18 protein-coding genes are annotated in these 17,532 nt (G+C 66.0%); 5 read left to right on the plus strand and 13 right to left on the minus strand.

All coding sequences use genetic code 11. The features are described from left to right. Window positions 1-317: 317 nt before the first annotated feature. Window positions 318-1,622, minus strand: a complete 1,305-nt coding sequence (locus tag QOL82_RS14690; protein ID WP_283443039.1) for a hemolysin family protein — start codon at window positions 1,620-1,622, stop codon at window positions 318-320. Between the two features lie 103 nt (window positions 1,623-1,725). After that, window positions 1,726-2,544: a metal-dependent hydrolase gene (locus tag QOL82_RS14695; RefSeq protein WP_283443040.1), complete on the minus strand. Its 819-nt coding sequence runs from the start codon at window positions 2,542-2,544 to the stop codon at window positions 1,726-1,728. A 117-nt stretch (window positions 2,545-2,661) separates the two neighbouring features. Between QOL82_RS14695 and QOL82_RS14700 the strand changes: the two genes are divergently transcribed. Then, window positions 2,662-3,258, plus strand: coding sequence for a TetR/AcrR family transcriptional regulator (locus QOL82_RS14700; protein ID WP_283443041.1), 597 nt, complete (start codon window positions 2,662-2,664; stop codon window positions 3,256-3,258). Between the two features lie 189 nt (window positions 3,259-3,447). Here the strand turns inward: QOL82_RS14700 and QOL82_RS14705 are convergent, their stop codons facing one another. The 5 genes from QOL82_RS14705 to QOL82_RS14725 all read right to left on the minus strand — a co-directional run bounded on the left by QOL82_RS14705 (window position 3,448) and on the right by QOL82_RS14725 (window position 6,680). Next, window positions 3,448-3,903 carry an acyl-CoA thioesterase gene (locus tag QOL82_RS14705; RefSeq protein ID WP_283443042.1) on the minus strand — a complete coding sequence of 152 codons (456 nt, stop codon included), beginning with the start codon at window positions 3,901-3,903 and terminating at the stop codon, window positions 3,448-3,450. Between the two features lie 5 nt (window positions 3,904-3,908). Then, a complete protein-coding gene (gene ribA / locus QOL82_RS14710; protein ID WP_283443043.1) occupies window positions 3,909-4,550 on the minus strand; it encodes a GTP cyclohydrolase II in 642 nt (213 codons plus the stop codon). Window positions 4,551-4,619: 69 nt separating this feature from the next. Then, a complete protein-coding gene (locus tag QOL82_RS14715; RefSeq protein ID WP_283443044.1) occupies window positions 4,620-5,606 on the minus strand; it encodes an LLM class flavin-dependent oxidoreductase in 987 nt (328 codons plus the stop codon). Between the two features lie 28 nt (window positions 5,607-5,634). Beyond that, entirely contained in the window at window positions 5,635-6,492 is an 858-nt protein-coding gene (locus QOL82_RS14720) for an alpha/beta hydrolase (protein ID WP_283443045.1), read from the minus strand. Further along, a complete protein-coding gene (locus QOL82_RS14725; protein WP_283443046.1) occupies window positions 6,489-6,680 on the minus strand; it encodes a hypothetical protein in 192 nt (63 codons plus the stop codon). Before QOL82_RS14725 ends, QOL82_RS14720 begins: the two co-directional genes overlap by 4 nt. Before the next feature lie 144 nt (window positions 6,681-6,824). On the opposite strand from QOL82_RS14725, the gene QOL82_RS14730 reads away from it, so the two are divergent. After that, window positions 6,825-7,757 (plus strand): LysR family transcriptional regulator, encoded by a 933-nt coding sequence (locus QOL82_RS14730; protein WP_283443047.1) that lies wholly within the window; start codon window positions 6,825-6,827, stop codon window positions 7,755-7,757. Here the strand turns inward: QOL82_RS14730 and ybaL are convergent. The 4 genes from ybaL to QOL82_RS14750 all read right to left on the minus strand — a co-directional run bounded on the left by ybaL (window position 7,754) and on the right by QOL82_RS14750 (window position 11,489). Beyond that, on the minus strand, window positions 7,754-9,424 hold the full coding sequence (gene ybaL / locus QOL82_RS14735; protein ID WP_283443048.1) for a YbaL family putative K(+) efflux transporter: 1,671 nt from the start codon (window positions 9,422-9,424) through the stop codon (window positions 7,754-7,756). The genes QOL82_RS14730 and ybaL overlap by 4 nt on opposite strands. Window positions 9,425-9,515: 91 nt before the next feature. Further along, complete coding sequence (locus QOL82_RS14740) at window positions 9,516-10,076, minus strand: metal-dependent hydrolase (protein ID WP_283443049.1); 561 nt, start codon at window positions 10,074-10,076, stop codon at window positions 9,516-9,518. A gap of 118 nt (window positions 10,077-10,194) precedes the next feature. Next, window positions 10,195-10,497 (minus strand): HNH endonuclease family protein, encoded by a 303-nt coding sequence (locus QOL82_RS14745; protein WP_283443050.1) that lies wholly within the window; start codon window positions 10,495-10,497, stop codon window positions 10,195-10,197. A 41-nt stretch (window positions 10,498-10,538) separates the two neighbouring features. Beyond that, a complete protein-coding gene (locus QOL82_RS14750; protein WP_283443051.1) occupies window positions 10,539-11,489 on the minus strand; it encodes an MBL fold metallo-hydrolase in 951 nt (316 codons plus the stop codon). A gap of 168 nt (window positions 11,490-11,657) precedes the next feature. Here QOL82_RS14750 and QOL82_RS14755 point away from each other — a divergent pair, with 168 nt between their 5' ends. Continuing rightward, entirely contained in the window at window positions 11,658-11,882 is a 225-nt protein-coding gene (locus QOL82_RS14755; RefSeq protein WP_283443052.1) for a hypothetical protein, read from the plus strand. 91 nt (window positions 11,883-11,973) lie between these two features. Next, window positions 11,974-12,369 carry a TraR/DksA family transcriptional regulator gene (locus QOL82_RS14760; RefSeq protein WP_283443053.1) on the plus strand — a complete coding sequence of 132 codons (396 nt, stop codon included), beginning with the start codon at window positions 11,974-11,976 and terminating at the stop codon, window positions 12,367-12,369. 45 nt (window positions 12,370-12,414) lie between these two features. On the opposite strand, the gene QOL82_RS14765 is transcribed toward QOL82_RS14760, so the two are convergent. Together QOL82_RS14765 and QOL82_RS14770 are read right to left on the minus strand one after the other, a co-directional pair. Next, entirely contained in the window at window positions 12,415-14,217 is a 1,803-nt protein-coding gene (locus QOL82_RS14765) for a PHA/PHB synthase family protein (protein WP_283443054.1), read from the minus strand. A gap of 73 nt (window positions 14,218-14,290) precedes the next feature. Further along, window positions 14,291-15,943 carry an ATP-binding domain-containing protein gene (locus tag QOL82_RS14770; protein WP_283443055.1) on the minus strand — a complete coding sequence of 551 codons (1,653 nt, stop codon included), beginning with the start codon at window positions 15,941-15,943 and terminating at the stop codon, window positions 14,291-14,293. A 227-nt stretch (window positions 15,944-16,170) separates the two neighbouring features. Here QOL82_RS14770 and QOL82_RS14775 point away from each other — a divergent pair, with 227 nt between their 5' ends. Next, on the plus strand, window positions 16,171-17,493 hold the full coding sequence (locus QOL82_RS14775) for a hypothetical protein (protein WP_283443056.1): 1,323 nt from the start codon (window positions 16,171-16,173) through the stop codon (window positions 17,491-17,493). Window positions 17,494-17,532: the final 39 nt, after the last annotated feature.

Genomic DNA, 17,532 nt, shown 5'->3' on the forward strand with positions numbered 1-17,532 from the left:
CCGGCATTGCTGCCGGCGCACTCCATCAAGTGCCCACACTTATCGGCTGTTAGTTGTTAAAGAACCGTCATTCTGTCTGCTTCGGCGCCTGAAGGGCCGGGGCTGCGAAGCGTTGTGTTCGTCAGCAGCAGAGAGATGAGATTATGCGGCGTTTCTTGTAGGACGTCAATACCTTTTGGCGCTTTGCGTTCAAAAAATACTGCCGGACGACCGCTTCTTTCCTCGCCCCGCTGCGCTGTTCCGCGGCGGGGGACGAACTATAGCAAGAACCCGATTTGGCTTGCAAGCGACGAATGCGAATTGATTTGCTGCCGCGCTCAGGATCCCAGCAGAGGCGTCTTCACGGGGATCTGCGTGGCCAGCACCTTGTCGATACGCATGCCGTCGAGATCGACGATTTCAAAGCGCCACGATTCCCACGTGCAATGGTCGCCGGTCTGGGGCAATTTGCCCAGCAGTTGCATGACCATTCCGCTCAGCGTGTGATAGTGGCTCCGGCCTTCTTCAGGCACCGTGGTCAGGACCAGCAGGTCCTTGAGTTCAGGGATGGGGATCAGGCCGTCGAGCAGCCAGGAGCCATCTTCGCGCTGCACCGCCCATGCGTCTTCGGCATCCTGCGTCTTGAATTCGCCGGCGATGACTTCCATGATGTCCTGCGGCGTCACGATGCCCTGCACTTCGCCATATTCGTCGACCACGAAGGCAAACTGGACCGACGCATTGCGAAAATGCTCCAGCAGGTCCAGGCCGGTCAGGATCTCGGGCACGTAGATCGGCGCCTGAAGGCTGTCGAGCAGGCTGGGCTGCTGGCCGCGCAGCGTCTGGGCCAGCATCTCGCGGGCGCTGGCCACGCCGATGATGTCGTTCCAGCCACCGCGCAAGACCGGAAAACGGCTATGGCGGCTATGCTCGAACTGCTGCAGATTCTCTTCCAGCGGGCGGTTCACATCGAAATATTCGACCTCGCCGCGCGGCACCATGAAAGACGAGACCTGCCTGTCGTCGAGCCGGAAGATGTTGCGCACCATCTTGTGTTCCTGCTGTTCGATGATGCCCGACTGCGTGCTTTCGTCCAGCACCATATGCAGCTCTTCCTCGGTTAGCTGATGCCTGCCGCGGTCCCGCACGCCGATCAGCTTCAGCATCAGTTCGGTGGAGATCGACAGCAGGTGCACGAATGGCTTGGCGATCAGGGCCAGCCAGGTCATTGGACGGGAAACGCGGCGCGCGATCGGCTCAGGAGAGATCTGGCCGAGCCGCTTGGGCACCAGTTCGCCGAGAACGATCGAAAAATAGGTGATCATGATGACGACCAGCGCGGTCGCGGTGTAGCCGGCGTACGGCATTTCCATGCCCTGCGCCTGCAGCCAGATACCCAGCGGCCCGGCCAGCGTCGCTTCGCCGACGATGCCGTTGAGGATGCTGATCGAGGTGATGCCTATCTGTATGGTGGAAAGGAACTTGTTCGGGTCGTCGCCGAGCAGCATCGCGGCCCGCGCACCGTGGTCGCCCGCCTCGGAAAGCTTCTGCAGGCGTGCCTTTCGGGATGTCATCAGTGCAATTTCAGACATCGCGAACAGTCCGTTGAGCAGGACAAGTCCCAGTACTATCGCAATTTCCATCGTTGTTTCAGCGCTCGGTCAGGATCGAGCAGCCAATTCTACAGAGGAGCGGCGACAACGCCGCCCGGTGCAGGCAGCGGCTTTGATCCGGCACGGTGGCGGTTCAGGCGCCCACCGCGGCAAATGCGGAGGCGTTCTCGGCCAGCCAGCGGCTGGAAAGCGCACTTTCCTGCTGGGAAGGATGGAAATCCCGGCGCAGGTAATCGCGCCATGGGCGATATGCATTGCGTATCAGGCCACGCTTGCCGAACAGGTAGCTGGCGCCGCTTTTCCAGGTGCTCCACTTCCAGAGCGTGCCGTCCTGCCGGAGATTGCTGACCGTCTGGCGCAGCGTGTCGGCGAGGAACATCACGGTGACGCGGCGGAACCACTTGATCCGCCATTCATGGTTGCCGCCCAATGCCTGGTACAGGTCGAACGCGGTGCTCTTGTGCTCGGCTTCCTCGGCGCTGTGCCAGAGCCACAGGGTTTTCAGGCGAGGGTCGGCGCCATCGAGCAGGTCGCTGTTTTCAAGCATCCATTCGGCAAATATCGCGGTGAAATGTTCGTTGGCGGCAGTGATGCCCAGCCAGTGGCGCGGGTGCACGCCGTCCATTTTCTTCAGGCGGCGCTGGGAGCGCGGCGCCCAGTGATTGACCAGCCCCTGTTTTTCCAGGTGCCCGTTGAACAGCGCATGAAGCCGGCGGTGGGTTGCTTCCTGGCCGACGAAGCCCTGGACTTCGGCCTTATACTTCTGCTGCTCTGCAGCAGGGAGCTGCTTGTAGCCGTTACGCACCGAGTCGATGAAAAATTGCTCGCCGACCGGGAAGCTCATCGACAGCGCATTGAAAAACGCGGTGCGAAAAGCGTCGCCGTTGCACCAGTGGCGGTCGAACGGGGCTTCCAGGTCTATCAGCAGGCGACGGACGACGAGATCGGTCATGGCTAGGCTCACAAGAAAAAGTGCGGTGGCGGCAATCGGACAGCCGGTACAAATCAGTACCAGCGATCATGTCCTCAATCTTTGGTACTGTCAAGTACCAGCAGCATGGATCACTAGATGAAAACAGAAAAACCGGAATTGCCCGAAGATCCTAACGGTCACCGCAGGCGGCTGCTTGAAGGAATGGGAAAGGTCGTCGCGGAGAAGGGATATGCCGATGTGACCATAGCGGATATCGTCGCCGCGGCCGGGGTCTCGCGACGCACCTTCTATGAACATTTCAAGACCAAGGCGCAGTGCCTGACCGCGCTGTACGCGGCGGCCAGCTCCAATGCGCTGGACGTGCTGCGCAATGCGATCGACCCGACGCATGACTGGGAGACCCAGGTGGAAAAGGCGATTTCGGCCTACTTCGGCTGCCTTGCGCAGAACCCGGTGCTGTTGCGCACGCTGTTCATCGAGATACTGGGACTCGGCGTGGAAGGCCTGGCTGCGCGGCGGCGGGTCAACCAGGAGCTGGCGGATTTCATGCTGCAGGTCATCAATGTGCCCGCACGCGCCCGCAAGAACCGGCCGCCGCTGCATCCGGATATTGCGATGGCGGTGGTGGGCGGCATCAACGAGCTGATCCTGGACGCGATCGAGCGAAACCGGACCGACCGCCTGCAGGAACTGGTGTCGCCGTCGCTGCAGCTGGTCAGGGCCGTGACCTGATACCAAGTCCAGGTCATGGCGTAACGGATGAGCGGGATGGGTGCGATCCGTAGGGTGCAATAAGCGTAGCGCACTACCGCGCTGGCCAATCAGCCATCGTCGCCTGTTCCCTCCCGATGGTGTAATGCGCTTGTGCTTGTTACACCCCACGGAGTTTCATGGCGCCTCGTGAAACGGGGCTGGCATGAATTACTGGCCCTGCGATTTCCGGTATTCGCGCCGTTGCGCAGCCTGCTCGAACCGCCGCTTCTGGTCCTCGGTCGCGGGTTCCAGCGGCGGCACCTGCACCGGCTTGCGGTTTTCATCCACGGCGACCATGGTGAAATAGCAGCTGTTGGTATGCCGCACCAGGCCCTGCTGGATGTTTTCCGTGATGACCTTGATGCCGATTTCCATCGACGTGGCGCCGGTGTAATTGACTGCCGCCAGGAAGGTCACCAGTTCGCCGACATGGATGGGCTGCCTGAACACAACGCGGTCGACCGAGAGCGTGACCACGTAGCTGCCGGAATAGCGGCTGGCGCAGGCGTAGGCCACGCTGTCGAGGTACTTGAGGATCGCCCCGCCGTGCACATTGCCGGAAAAGTTGGCCATGTCGGGCGTCATCAGCACCGTCATGGAAAGCTCGTGATTGCGGATATTCATCAAACTCAGACGTCCTCGTCCGGGATCAGGTGGCCGAGCTTGGACGCCTTGGTCTGCAGGTAGCGGCGGTTGAACGGATTGCGGTTGACGATCAGCGAGACCCGTTCGGCAACCGCGACGCCGTATTGCTTGACCGCGTCGATCTTGCGCGGATTATTGGTCATCAGCCGCAGGCTGACGATGCCGAGCTTTTCCAGCATCGGCTTGCAATGGCTGTAGCTGCGCTGGTCGGCCTGGAAGCCGAGTTCATGATTGGCCTCCACCGTGTCGGCGCCGGCATCCTGCAGCCGGTAGGCGCGGACCTTGTTGATCAGGCCGATGCCGCGCCCTTCCTGGCGCATGTAGAGCACGACGCCGCGCCCTTCCGCGGCGATGCTGCGCAGCGCGCTCTCGAGCTGGGCGCCGCAGTCGCAGCGCTGGCTGAACAGCGCGTCGCCGGTCAGGCACTCGGAGTGGATGCGGCCCAGCACCGGCCTGCCGTCCGAGACATCGCCCAGCGTCAGCGCCAGATGCTCCTTGCCGCTCTGGGATTCCACGAACGCATGCAGCGTGAAGGTAGCCCACGGCATCGGCAGTTCGCAGGAAGTCACGTATTCCAGCGGGTCCGGCCCGGTTACGGCCGCGATGGTTTCTGGTTGGAGTTGCATGGCGCTTTGCTTGATGAGAGTCATTAGTGCGGCGAAACCGACAATATTAACCGATCGCGCCCTCCCCTATTAACCGTGCTGTAGCTGTGCGGCAATTTCAAACGACCGCAGGCGTGCATCGTGGTCATACATCAGGGCGGTCAGCATCAGTTCATCCGCGCCGGTCTGCTCGGTGATTGCGCGCAGCCTGGCCGCCACGGTGTCGGGCGAGCCGACCGCCGAACAGGCGAGCGAACGGTCGATGTGGCTCTTCTCATCCGGCGCCCACAGGCCGTCCATGCTGTCCACCGGGGGGTTCAGCTGGCCCGGCATGCCGCGCACCAGGTTCAGGAACTGCTGCTGGAGCGAGGTGAACAGCCTTTGCGCGGTCGCGTCGTCGTCGGCGGCGAACAGGTTGACGCCGACCATCACGTGCGGCTTCTGCAGCGCCGCCGATGGCTTGAAGCGGCTGCGGTAGATCTCGATGGCATGCTGCAAGTAGCCGGGCGCGAAATGGGACGCGAAGGCGAACGGCAGGCCCAGCTCGGCCGCAAGCTGGGCGCTGAACATGCTGGAGCCGAGCAGCCAGATCGGCACATCCAGCCCCGCGCCGGGAACGGCGCGCACGGCCTGGCCGGGTTTAGCAGGTTCGAAATAGGACTGCAGCTCGAGCACGTCCTGCGGGAAGGAATCGCCGGTGTCGCCCATGTTCCGGCGCAGCGCGCGCGCGGTGCGCTGGTCGGTGCCGGGCGCGCGGCCAAGGCCGAGGTCGATGCGGCCCGGGTACAGCGCGGCCAGCGTGCCGAACTGCTCGGCGATGACCAGCGGCGCATGATTGGGCAGCATGATGCCGCCGGCGCCTACCCGTATCGTGCTGGTGCCGGCGGCGATGTGCTGGATCACCAGCGCGGTGGCGGCGCTGGCGATGCCTTCCATGTTGTGATGCTCGGCTACCCAGAACCGGCGATAGCCCCAGCGCTCGGCATGCTGGGCAAGGTCGCGGGTATTGTTCAGCGCCTGGGCGGCGGTGCCACCCTTGACGATGGGGGAGAGATCGAGGATGGAAAAGACGGCCATGGTCTCATTCCTTTCTATGGTTGTTCATTCAGGTGGATGGGATGCCAGGCGCCTCCAGGGCGCCGATGAAGACAGCGATTTCTTCCAGCGCGCTGTGTTCGCGCGCGCAGCGGCAGCGCGCGAGCCCGTCGTTCAGCGGCAGCGGCGGCAGGCGGCATACCGTGGCGCGGACGCCGGCCGCCGCCAGGCGCGCGCCGTACTGTTCGGCTTCGTCGCAGAGCGGGTCTTCCTGCGCCGACAGGATCAGCGCGGGCGGCAGGCCCTTGAGCCGGCTCGACTGCAGCGGCGACGCATACGGATGCATGCGGTCCGCCACCCTCGGCAGGTAACCGCGGTATCCGGCCGCGCAGGCATCGGCCACGCCGGCGATGTCGGGGTTGCGCTTGAGCGCGCGCATCGAGCCGCTGGTGAGGCCGGGGTCCAGCATCGGCATGACCAGGATCTGGCCGGCCAGCGCCGGGCCGCCGCGGTCGCGCGCCATCAGCGCAGCCACCGCGGCGAGGTTGCCGCCGGCCTCGATGCCGGCGGTCAGCAGGCGTTCGCCGGTCCAGGAAAGGGTTTTCGGGCAGCGTGCCGCCCATTGCAGCACCGCATAGGCGTCCTCGACCGCCGCCGGAAACGGCTGCCGGCAAGCCAGCGTGTAGGAAGCGGACAGCACAGCGGCGCCGGAGCGCAGCGCGAGCGCGCGGGCAAACTCGTCGCACTCGTCGAGGCTGCCGCCGATGAAGCCGCCCTGGTGAAAAAACACAATCAGGCCGGACGACGGCGCCCTGGCGGCGCGCAACCTGTACAGCCGCGCCGGCAGCGGCCCCGTAGCGCCCTGCGCCTTGAGGGACTTGATCGTCAGGCCTGCATGGGCTTCCTGCCCGTCCTGGACATCGTTCATTTCGGCGCCGCGGGCTTGGCGATGCCGGCGCCGAACAGTTGCTTGGCAAGCGCATCGAAGCCGGCGTACTCGGCCTGGACCTGCTGGCTGCCATGCAGGTTGTCGGTGGCGACGGCCAGCAGCAGCAGGCTGGCAAGCAGCAGGACGATGGCAAGAAGTGCTGCGACAGGTTCGTGGTGGGACATCATGATGCGCTCCGCATTCGGGTGATTTTGCTGCATAGCACAAACTATAGGCATGATTTATCATCGGATAAAGAGCAGCAAACGGAATTGACTGTTCAGGATCCTGAACAATCCAGAAACAGGCCGGCGAAACGGCAATGGGCGCACATGGACAAGCTGCAGGCGATGGAAGTATTCATGAAGGTGGTCGACGCCGGCGGCTTCACGCGCGCGGCGGAGCAGCTGCATATGCCGAAGGCCACGGTGTCCACCCTCGTCCAGTCGCTGGAAAACCGGCTGTCGGTCAAGCTGCTCAACCGCACCACCCGCCAGGTCAATGTCACCGCCGACGGCGCCGCCTACTACGAGCATTGCCGGCGCATCCTGGCCGACATCCGCGACACCGAGGACTCGCTGTCGCGCACCCATGCGAGCCCCAGCGGGCGCTTGCGGGTCGAGGTGCCCAGCGGCCTGGGGCAACGGGTGATCATCCCGGCGCTGCCGGATTTCTACCGGCGCTATCCCGACATCGCGATGGAAATGGGCTGCGGCGACCGGCCGGTGCATCTGATCGAGGAAGGCGTCGACTGCGCGGTGCGCGGCGGCGCGCTGGCCGACTCGACGCTGATTGCGCGGCGCATCGGCATCCTGCATTTCATCACCTGCGCGACGCCGGCCTACCTGGCCCGGCATGGCCGGCCGGCGCACCCGGACCAGCTGGCGCAGCATGAATGCATCAACTACATCACGTCGACGACCAAGCAGCTGCTGGCCTGGGATTTCGAGCGTGATGGCGAAAGCCTGCGCAGCACGCCGCCCGGGCGTTTCGCCGTCAACAGTTCGGAAGCGCTGATGATGGCGGGGCTGGCCGGGCTGGGCATCCTCCAGCTGCCGTCGTTCCTGGTCGACGACTACCTGCGCAGCGGGGAGCTGGAGCGGGTGCTGGGCGACTGGGACACCGACCCGGTGCCGCTGCACGTGGTGTACCCGCAGAACCGGCATCTGTCGGCCACGGTGCGCGCGTTCGTCGAATGGGTGGCCGAGCTGTTCGCCGGCGACGCGCGGCTCAACGGCGCGCCGGCGAACGGCACGGACCGCTAGCCGGCGTCCCGCAGCAGGTTGCCGAGCACGCGGCCGGACATGCCGTCGGCGATCTCGCGCTCGCCCATGATGGTGTGATTGGCGCCCTGCTTCTCCAGGTGCAGCCGCTGCGCATTCGAATGGGCGCGCGCGATGATGTCGACGTCGGCATTGCGCTTGCGCGCCTCGGCGACGACCTGGCCGCCTTCCAGCGCGTCCGGGATGGCCAGCAGCAGCCAGCGCGCGCGCTCGACCTGGGCAAGTTCCAGCAGGCCCGGCGCCACCGCATTGCCGTACAGCGCGGGGATGCCGTCGCGCCGCAGCGCCTGGACCACGTCGAGGTCGTCCTCGATCACCACGAAAGGCTGCTGGTGCTCGGTGAGCGTCAGCGCCACCATGTGCCCGACGCGGCCGAAGCCGACCAGCACCGCGTGGCCGGACAGCTCGGGCAGCGGCGGCCCTGCCGGGTCGGCGGTATGCGCCTGTTCAAGCGGACTGCCCCTGCGTTCGCGCAGCCGGTCGATCGCGAAGAAAAGCAGCGGGTTGAGCAGGATGGAAATGATCGCGCCGCCCAGGATCAGGTCGCGCCCGTTTTCCGACAGCAGCCCGAGCGACAGGCCCAGCGTGGCGAGGATGAAGGAAAACTCGCCGATCTGCGCCAGGCTGGCGGCAATCGTCAGCGCCGTCGAGGACGGATGGCCGAACGCACGCACGATGGCCAGCGCCGCCAGCGACTTGCCGACGACGATGATGCCTACCGTGGCCAGCATCAGCAGCGGTTCGCGCAACAGGATGGACGGGTCGAACAGCATGCCGACCGAGACGAAGAACAGCACGGCGAACGCATCCCGCAGCGGCAGCGACTCCTCGGCCGCGCGGTGGCTGAGGTCGGACTCGCCCAGGATCATGCCGGCGAAGAAGGCGCCGAGCGCGAACGACACGCCGAACACATATGCGGCGCCCAGCGCGAAGCCGAGCGCGATGGCCAGCACCGCGAGCCGGAACAGCTCGCGCGAGCCGCTGGCGGCGACGCGCTCCAGTATCCACGGGATCAGGCGCCGGCCGACGACGAGCATGGCCAGCACGAAAGCCGCCACCTTGCCCAGCGTCGCCGCCAGCGTCCACAGCAGCGCGCTGGTCGACAGCGACTCGCCGCTGCCGCCGAGGATGCCGGACAGCGCCGGGATCAGCACCAGCGCCATCACCATCGCGATGTCCTCGACGATCAGCCAGCCGATCGCGATCTGGCCGCGCTTCGTTTCGACCAGACGCCGTTCCTGCAGCGCTGTCAGCAGCACCACGGTGCTGGCCACCGACAGCGCCAGCCCGAATACCAGTCCCTCGCCGACCGGCCAGCCGATGGCCCAGCCCAGCCCCATGCCCATCAGCGTCGCGATCACGATCTGCGCCAGCGCACCCGGGATCGCGATGCCCTTCACCGCCAGCAGGTCCTTCAGCGAAAAATGCAGGCCGACGCCGAACATCAGCAGGATCACGCCGATCTCCGCGAGCTGCTGCGCCAGGTTGACGTCGCCGACGAAGCCGGGCGTGAACGGACCGATGGCGATACCGGCCACCAGGTAGCCGAACAGCGGCGGCATCCTGAAGCGGTAGGCGATGCTGCCGAAGATAAAGGCCAGGACCAGGCCGCCTACGATGGTCGTGATGAGTGGAACGTCATGGGGCATGAGCGGTGGGATCCTTCGCATTGATGGCTGATGCGGGCCATTGTACCGGCAGGGTATCGGCGGCCGCGACGGCCGGTCCGGCAGAATGCGGTCAGGAGAGCGCCGGATAGCCGGCGCGGATCAGCCACGCATGGATGGGCAGGGTGCGCACGAAGTTGATTGCATGCAGCGTGTGGATGTCGTCGAACCAGACATGGTCGCCGACCATGAAGGCGGCCAGCCAGGCGAGGCCGACGATGATGATGTCGCAGCGCCCGCTGTTCCACAGGTTCAGCGAATGGCGGCCGGCAATCCATGGCACGCCGAGCGGATTGGGCCAGTCGGCCAGCAGGTGCATCAGGCCGCCGGCGGCGAAGCCCAGGGCCGGCACCGCCATCAGGTGCGTGCCGAGCGAGGTGTAGGACCAGTACAGCAGCGCCAGCCAGCCCACGCCCCAATGGGTCAATGTGCGGTGCGTGATCCAGAGGCGCCTGCGGCGGGTCCACCATGCCACTTCGAGCCAGTCCGGCGCGGTGCCGCCGAGGATGCCCATGCAGAACGCGAACATCGTGCCGATGTGATAGCTGCCGCCGGCGCCTTCATGGGCGACGACCGCCGCTGCGATCAGGCCGGCTGCCCAACCGGTGGCATGGTGTGCTTTGCTGGAAGCCATCGCGCTTGCGGCTATCGTGGAAGGTTTGAAAAAAGGACTGCAATATTGGCAGAAGGCTGCACAAAAATACAGCAGTCAGGCACCCTGCCCGCAAATATATTTCACATTTCCGGCGATTTCAGCGTCGCCGCGACGGTGTGCGGTTGCGATCGAAATATTCCGGGTCTTTTTTCCGCACCCAGCCGACGAATTTTCGTATTTCGTCGTTCTCCAGAAGGCGCTCCGGCGTGTGGTAATACCGCGCCAGTTCATGCTCGGAAAAGACCGTGTGGATCTTGCTGTGGCAGATGCGGTGCATGGTCACGGTGTCGCGCCCGCGGTGGCTGCGCGGCACCATGTGATGCTCGTTGACGGATGGACCCGGCACCAGCGGCCGGCCGCACAACGGGCAGGCTTGCAGGTCGGTTTCAGGCGGCTTCATTGCTGATCAGACAGCCGGCCGCCGGATTGGTGCCCGCCGTTCTACTTGGGCACCGCGTAATTCACCGGCAGCCACACATATCCGCGGCCGCTGGGCCGGACCCGTCCGATGCCGGGGAAGGACACGTGCGCGCCGGCCACCAGGTAGCCGTGCAGCGCGGCGTCGGCGAAGGCGCGCTTGCGCTGGGTCGCGGCGGCCCGGGTGTTGGTGTCGAAGGCGATCGTCACCGCGGGCTGGTCGAACTGCATCGCGCCGACGTGCAGCAGGTCGCCCCACAGCATCAGCTTCTGGCCGCGGCTTTCGACCAGGTAGGTGCTGTGGCCGGGGGTATGGCCATGGCGCGGCATGGCGGTGATGCCGCCCGCAAGCGGGGTGCGCCCGTCGAACGGACGGAAGCGATGCGTTTCGATGTAGGGCTGCAGCGATGCGCGCGCGCCTTCGAAGCCGGGCTTGTCCTCCCTTGCGGCCTTCTCGAGGTTGGTCTCGCTGAGCCAGAAATCGGCATCGGCGCGATCGGCGCGCACGACCGCATTCGGGAACGCCGCCGCGCCCTTGCTGGCCAGGCCGCCGACATGGTCGGGATGCAGGTGCGTCAGGTAGATTTCGTCGACCTGTTCGGGCTGGTAGCCGGCCGCCTTCAGGTTGTCGACCAGCCTGCCCAGCGTCGGGCCGAACAGTCCGGCCGCGCCGGCGTCGATCAGCACCAGCTTGTCGCCGGTGTTGACCAGGTAGCCATTGACCGAGGTTTCCAGCGGGCTGGACAGGCCTGAGCGGGCCAGCGCGCGGTCGACCCGCGCCCTGGTGGTGTTCGACAGCAGCCGGTTAACCGGCAGCATCACTGTGCCGTCCGACAGCGCGGTGATCTCGAAGTCGCCCAGCATCATCCGGTAATAGCCGGGCGCCTGGGTCTTCGCCATCGGCGCGGCAGCCTGCGCCACGGCGGCCCCGGAAAGCAGGAAGGCGAGGCACAGGCGCATGCAGCGTGGAATCATGGCGTTCTCCGGATTGGCTGAAATTGGACACGGGCGGCGAAACGGCAGGATGCCGGATCGACATGAATTATGCCCGCAAAGCGGCATGCCGACTGCGCACGCCGGCAAGGCGAGGAACATCGCTCCGGCGGCCGGGTCGAACCGTCTTTGCTTTCCGAAAGGAACATCATGCACACGCAATCGACTGCGGCCGTGACGGTTGCCACCGCTGCCGCCCCGGGCATCCCGGCGTCTTCCGGCCAGCGCAATCCCGGCGATGAATCGGCGTCCGGCGCGCCGCAGACGGCCGAGGACATTTGCCCGGAATGCCAGGGCAGCGGCAAGCTGGCGCAGGGTTCCTGCGCCAACTGCGGCGGCACCGGCCGCATTGTGAAGATCATCGGCGACGCCTGAGCCTGTCCGCCGGCCCGGAACTGATTGATTCAACTCAACGGCCTTCCGGGCCAGGCTCGTTACAGTAATGCACACATTCGACGGAGCCACCATGAAAGCATTGAGCAAGGAACAGCTGGCCGGATTCGAAAGCCGCCTGCAGCAGGACCGCAAGGCAGCGCTCGAGAGCGTGCAGGAAGAGATACGGCAGACCGGCGACCCGGACGACGCGTCGCTGGAAAAAGTCCCGAACGACACCGGCGACCGTTCCGAGATGGACCGCGAGACCGACACCACGATCACGATGGCGCAGCGGCATGCGGTCGAGCTGGAGGAAATCGACGCGGCGCTGGGCCGCATCGCCGAAGGCACGTATGGCGAATGCGAGGAATGCGGCGGCGACATCGGCACGGCGCGGCTGGAAGTGCAGCCGACCGCGCGGCTCTGCATCGAATGCCAGGAAAAGCTGGAACAGCGGCCGGGCGCGCCGGGCCATCCCACCATGTAGTCCCGAAACGCAACGCCCGTCGCACGGGCGCTGCGCAGCCTGCTGCTATCTTTCCAGCACGTAGCTGCCGGGCGCGTCGCACAGCGCCTTGCCCATCGCCGGCGGCGCCACCATCTCCCCCGCCCTCACGGCCAGCCAGCGCTCCCACACAGGCCACCACGATCCCTGGTGCACCGGCATGCTTTCCAGCCAGGTCTCCGGATCGATATACGGCGCATGATGCGAGCGCGTGCTGATCTGGTAACGCCGGTTGGCCTTGCCCGGCGGCGACACCACGCCGGCATTGTGGCCGCCGTTGGTCAGCAGGAAGGTGACCTCGGTGTCGGTCAGCAGGTGGATCTTGTAGGCCGAGCGCCAGGGCGCGACATGGTCCGTCAGCGTTCCCACCGCAAAGATCGGCGCGCGGATGTCCGTCAGCGCGATCGGCACGCCGTCGATCAGGTAGGCGCCTTCCGCCAGGTCGTTTTCCAGGAACAGGTGATGCAGGTATTCGCTGTGCATCCGGTAGGGCATGCGCGTGGCGTCGGCATTCCATGCCATCAGGTCGTTCTGGATGTCGGGCTGGCCCAGCAGGTACTGGTTCAGCAGGCGCGACCAGATCAGGTCGTTCGAGCGCAGCAGCTGGAAGGCGCCGGCCATCTGCGTGGTGTCGAGATAGCCCTGCTGCCACATCGACGCTTCCAGCATCGCGACCTGGCTTTCATCGATGAACAGGGACAGTTCGCCCGGGTCCTTGAAGTCAACCTGGGTCGCGAACAGCGACAGGCTGGCCAGCCTGTCGTCCTGCTCGCGCGCCATCGCGGCCGCGGCGATCGACAGCAGCGTGCCGCCCAGGCAGTAGCCGACCGCATTGACCCGGTCGGCGCCGGTGATCTCCCCGATGGCGCCCAGCGCGGCCATCACGCCAAGCTTGCGGTAGTCCTCCATGCCGAAGTCCCGTTCGGCCGCGCCGGGGTTCTTCCATGAAATCATGAACACGGTATGGCCCTGCCCGACCAGGTAGCGCACCAGCGAATTTTCGGGAGACAGGTCGAGGATGTAGTACTTCATGATCCATGCCGGCACGACCAGCATCGGCAGCGCATGGACTTGCGGCGTCGCCGGCGCGTACTGGATCAGCTCCATCAGCCGGTTGCGCAGCACCACCTTGCCGGGCGTGACCGCGACTTCCCTGCCCGGCCGGAACATGTCGCTGGCGGGCGGGCGCTGGCCCTTGAGGTAGTGCAGCCAGTCGGCCACCAGCTGGACCGCGCCCTGCGCCACATTGGCGCCGCCGGTCTGCAGCGTATGCCGCAGCAGCACCGGGCTGGTGGCGATGAAGTTGGATGGCGCGGCCATGTCCAGCAACTGGCGCACGGTGAAGGTCACCACGTCCTCGTGATGGGGCGCGACGCCGCGCACGCCGAAGGTGGCGCGGTGCCACCACTGCTGGGCCAGCAGGAAATTCTGTGAATAGACATTGAACGGCCATTGCTGCCAGCCCGGGTCGTCGAAGCGCCTGTCCTGCGGCAGCGGCGCGACCAGCGGCGCGCAAGGGGCCTGGCCGGGCGCGTGCGGCGCGGACAGCGCGTACAGGCCGAGCCGCAGCCAGCGATTGCCCAATTCCGCCAGCAGTTCCTGCTGCTTAGACGGCGAAACCTGCAGGTGCAGCGCCCAGTCGATGAAGGCCAGGATCAGCGACGTCGGCGAGACATGGCTGGAAAACCGGGCGATCCATGCATGCATCAGGCGGTCGATATCGGCGCCGGCCGGCTGCTGGCCCGGCGCGGCATGGCTGGGCGCCCCCAGCCATGCGCTGGCCTTGCGTTCTGGCAGCTGGTGCAACGGAAGCGGGGCCACGTCGTTCATCGCGGTGTCCTTCGGGAAGTGCCGGGGGAAGCCGCACCTTAACCGCCCTGCCCGCAACTAAAATTGACCCAGGTCAAGCGGCTCCATGAGCCTGGAAGCTGCCTTCCAGCAAGGCCGCCGCCCGCTCGCTCAGCACCAGCACCAGCTTCATGCGGGCCCGCGTCATGCCGACGAACAGCTTGCGCACCGTGCGGTCGTCCAGCGCCTCGAAATCGACCTCGGTGAAGATCACGGCCGGCGCGCTCTGGCCCTTGAACCGGTAGACCGATTCGGCAAGCAGCTGGCCGTCGCGATAGATCGGGACGCCGAGCAGGTCGTAGTCGCCGGTGAAGGAGCGCAGCGTGTGCTGCCCCAGCCGGTCGGCCTGCAGTAGCGCCGAATGGGCGCGGCCCTGGAAGGACAGCAGCGCAATGTCGCTGCGGGCGAAATTGGCGGCCAGGCAACGGGTGATGGCCTGCTTGGTGGCCTCGGCCATCGCCACCGCGTCGCCGGACGGATAGACCAGCCGCTCGACGTCGGGGCCGATGAAGGGGCTGGCGGGCTGGATGCGCTCGCTGTCCGGGATGATGCCGGCCAGCAGGTCGACGATCTGTCGCGGGCTGCGGTAGTTGGCCTGCGAATGCAGCGTGACCCAGCCTGGCAGCGGCACCGGCGCGCGGCCGTACAGGTTCTGCATCGGGTCTTCCAGCCATAAAGCCCGGCCTTCCGGATGCAGCAGGCGCAGCATCGCGTCGCGCCAGCTTTCCGCGAAATCCTGTCCTTCATCGATGATCAGCACGTCATGCATCCAGGACTCGGGCAGGGACGCGCTGTCGAACACCTTCTCGATCTCGGCAAAGGCCCCGGGCGCGCTGTAGTCGGGCGCCATGCCGGTCTCGCGGGCAAAGCTGTCGCACAGCATGTGGAAGGTGCCGACGCGGCCGCCCGGCGGCACCAGCTGCTGCACGTGGTCCGCCAGCGGCCGGTTGTAGCAGACGTACAGCGGACGCTTGCCGGCGTCGATCGCGGCGCGGTATTCCGCCAGCGCCAGCTGCGTCTTGCCGCTGCCGGCCGTGCCGACCACGCGCAGCCGGAACGGCGTGAACGACAGCTGCCGCGCCCATACGGCCAGGCCCTGCGACAGCCGCGTCACCAGTTCCTCGGCGCGGCCGGACATGGCGCTGGTGTCGGGCGTGAGCTGCAGCATGTCGCCCAGGAACTTGCGCACGCGGCCGTACTGCGCGGTCTCGGGCGTGACCGGCAGCAGCTGCGTGACCAGCTCCACCAGCCGCGTCCGGTTGCCCGCATCGACCACGCGCGACGGCTCGATGCCGGCCAGCGCCGGGTCCTTCACCTTGTAGTCGGGGAAGTACAGCAGGTAATCGATGTCGGGCCGGCCGCCGCCGCCCTTGTCGAAGCGGGCTGCCAGGCCGTCGACCATCTGCAGCATCTGCTGGCGCACGTGCTCGGTGCGGCCCGGATAGTTCTTGACCAGCCCGTCGGGCGTCTCCGACAGGAAACCCGCCTTCTGCTCGATCAGCAGCATCCGGCCATTGGGCGCGACGATGATGAAGTCGATCTCGCCATAGACCGAGAAGCCGTCCTCGAGCCGGGTCCAGTGCACGCCGTGGAAAACCGTCAGCGCATCCGGCAGGCGCGCGGCAAACAAATGGAGGGTCTCGATTTCACGGGCGGCGGCGCCGGTGACGGCCAGTTCGCGCCAGCCGGAAGGCAGTATCTGCGGCATGCAGGAGAGGCGCCCTGGAGCGCGTTGATGAGAATGACGCAATTGTATTGCAGGCTCCGCAAGGCAAGGCCGCCGGCATGCCCCAACCTTGCGCTGCGCATCACCGGCGTGCCCCGCAGGTCCGGTGAAATCCTCACTTTGTCCTACATCAGCTTGGTAGATACGCCGACAGACCTGCTCATCCGTATTGCCTAATATGCAATCCTTACTTAAATGAGGAGATCAACATGGCTGATACTTACGAAAACAAGAATCCCCGCATGGTGACTGGCCTGTTCAATGACCGTGACAGCGCCGAGCGCGCCTACAACGCCATTTCCGAGCGTGGCTATTCAAAAGACGACGTCAACCTCGTGATGTCCGATGAGACTCGCAGCCGCTACTTTTCCGGCGACCAGTCGATTGAAACCGAATTGGGCAGCAAGGCAGCAGAAGGCGCCGGCATCGGCGCAGGCATCGGCGGCGCGCTGGGCGCGATTGCCGCAGCCGTGGCTGCCGTGGGCACCTCGATTGCACTGCCTGGCCTGGGCCTGGTGATTGCCGGCCCGCTGGCCGCAGCACTGGCTGGCGCCGGCGCCGGCGGCGTGACCGGTGGCCTGCTGGGCGCACTGATCGGCTCCGGCATCCCGGAAGAGCGCGTCAAGCACTACGAAGAAGGCATCCGCAACGGCGGCATCCTGATGGGCGTGACCCCGCGTTCGGATGAAGACGCGATGCACCTCGAGCAGAAATGGCGTGAAAGCAGCGGCGAGCACATCGTCGGCACCGGCCTCGGCGCTGGCGGCGGCGCACTCGCGGGCGCTGCAATCGGCGCAGCGGCCGGCCCGGTAGGCATGGCGGCTGGCGCGGCGATCGGCGCAGTGTCCGGCGGCCTGGCTGGCAAGGGCGCGGCGGAAGTCGTGAACCCGAAGTCGGACGATGACCTGGGCGACCACAACATGGCCAAGGGCGTCGGCGCAGGCGGCGGCGCGATGGCTGGTGCGGCAGTCGGCGCTGCCGGCGGCCCGATCGGCATGGCGGCAGGTGCGGCAATCGGCGCAGTGGCAGGCGGCATGGCCGGCAAGGGCGCAGGCGAAGTGGTGAACTCGAATCCGCAGGATGACCGCGGCGAGCACAACCTGTCGACCGGTGTCGGCGCAGGCGGCGGCGCAATGGCCGGTGCGGCAGTCGGCGCAGCCGGCGGCCCGATCGGCATGGCGGCAGGCGCGGCAATCGGCGCACTGGCTGGCGGCGCAGCAGGACACGGCGCAGGCGCAGTGGTCAACCCGGCCGAGGAAGACGCGTACTGGCGCAATTCGTACGCGAACGAGCCCTACTATTCGAACAGCTACACGTACGACGACTACGCGCCGGCCTATGGGCTGGGCTACAACAGCCGTAGCCGCTACAACGGCGACTTCGACAGCGCAGAGCCAAGCATGCGCAACGAGTGGGAAAACGTGCGCGGCAATTCCCGCCTGAGCTGGGAACAGGCGAAGCAGGCGACGCGTGCCGCATGGCACCGTGTCGAGCGCGCCATCCCGGGCGACGCGGACCGCGACGGCAGGTAATCGCCGCCTGACGTTCCCGCAATAGAAAACCGGCCGTTC

This window comes from Noviherbaspirillum suwonense (assembly GCF_900182955.1).
Classification (GTDB): domain Bacteria; phylum Pseudomonadota; class Gammaproteobacteria; order Burkholderiales; family Burkholderiaceae_D; genus Noviherbaspirillum_A; species Noviherbaspirillum_A suwonense.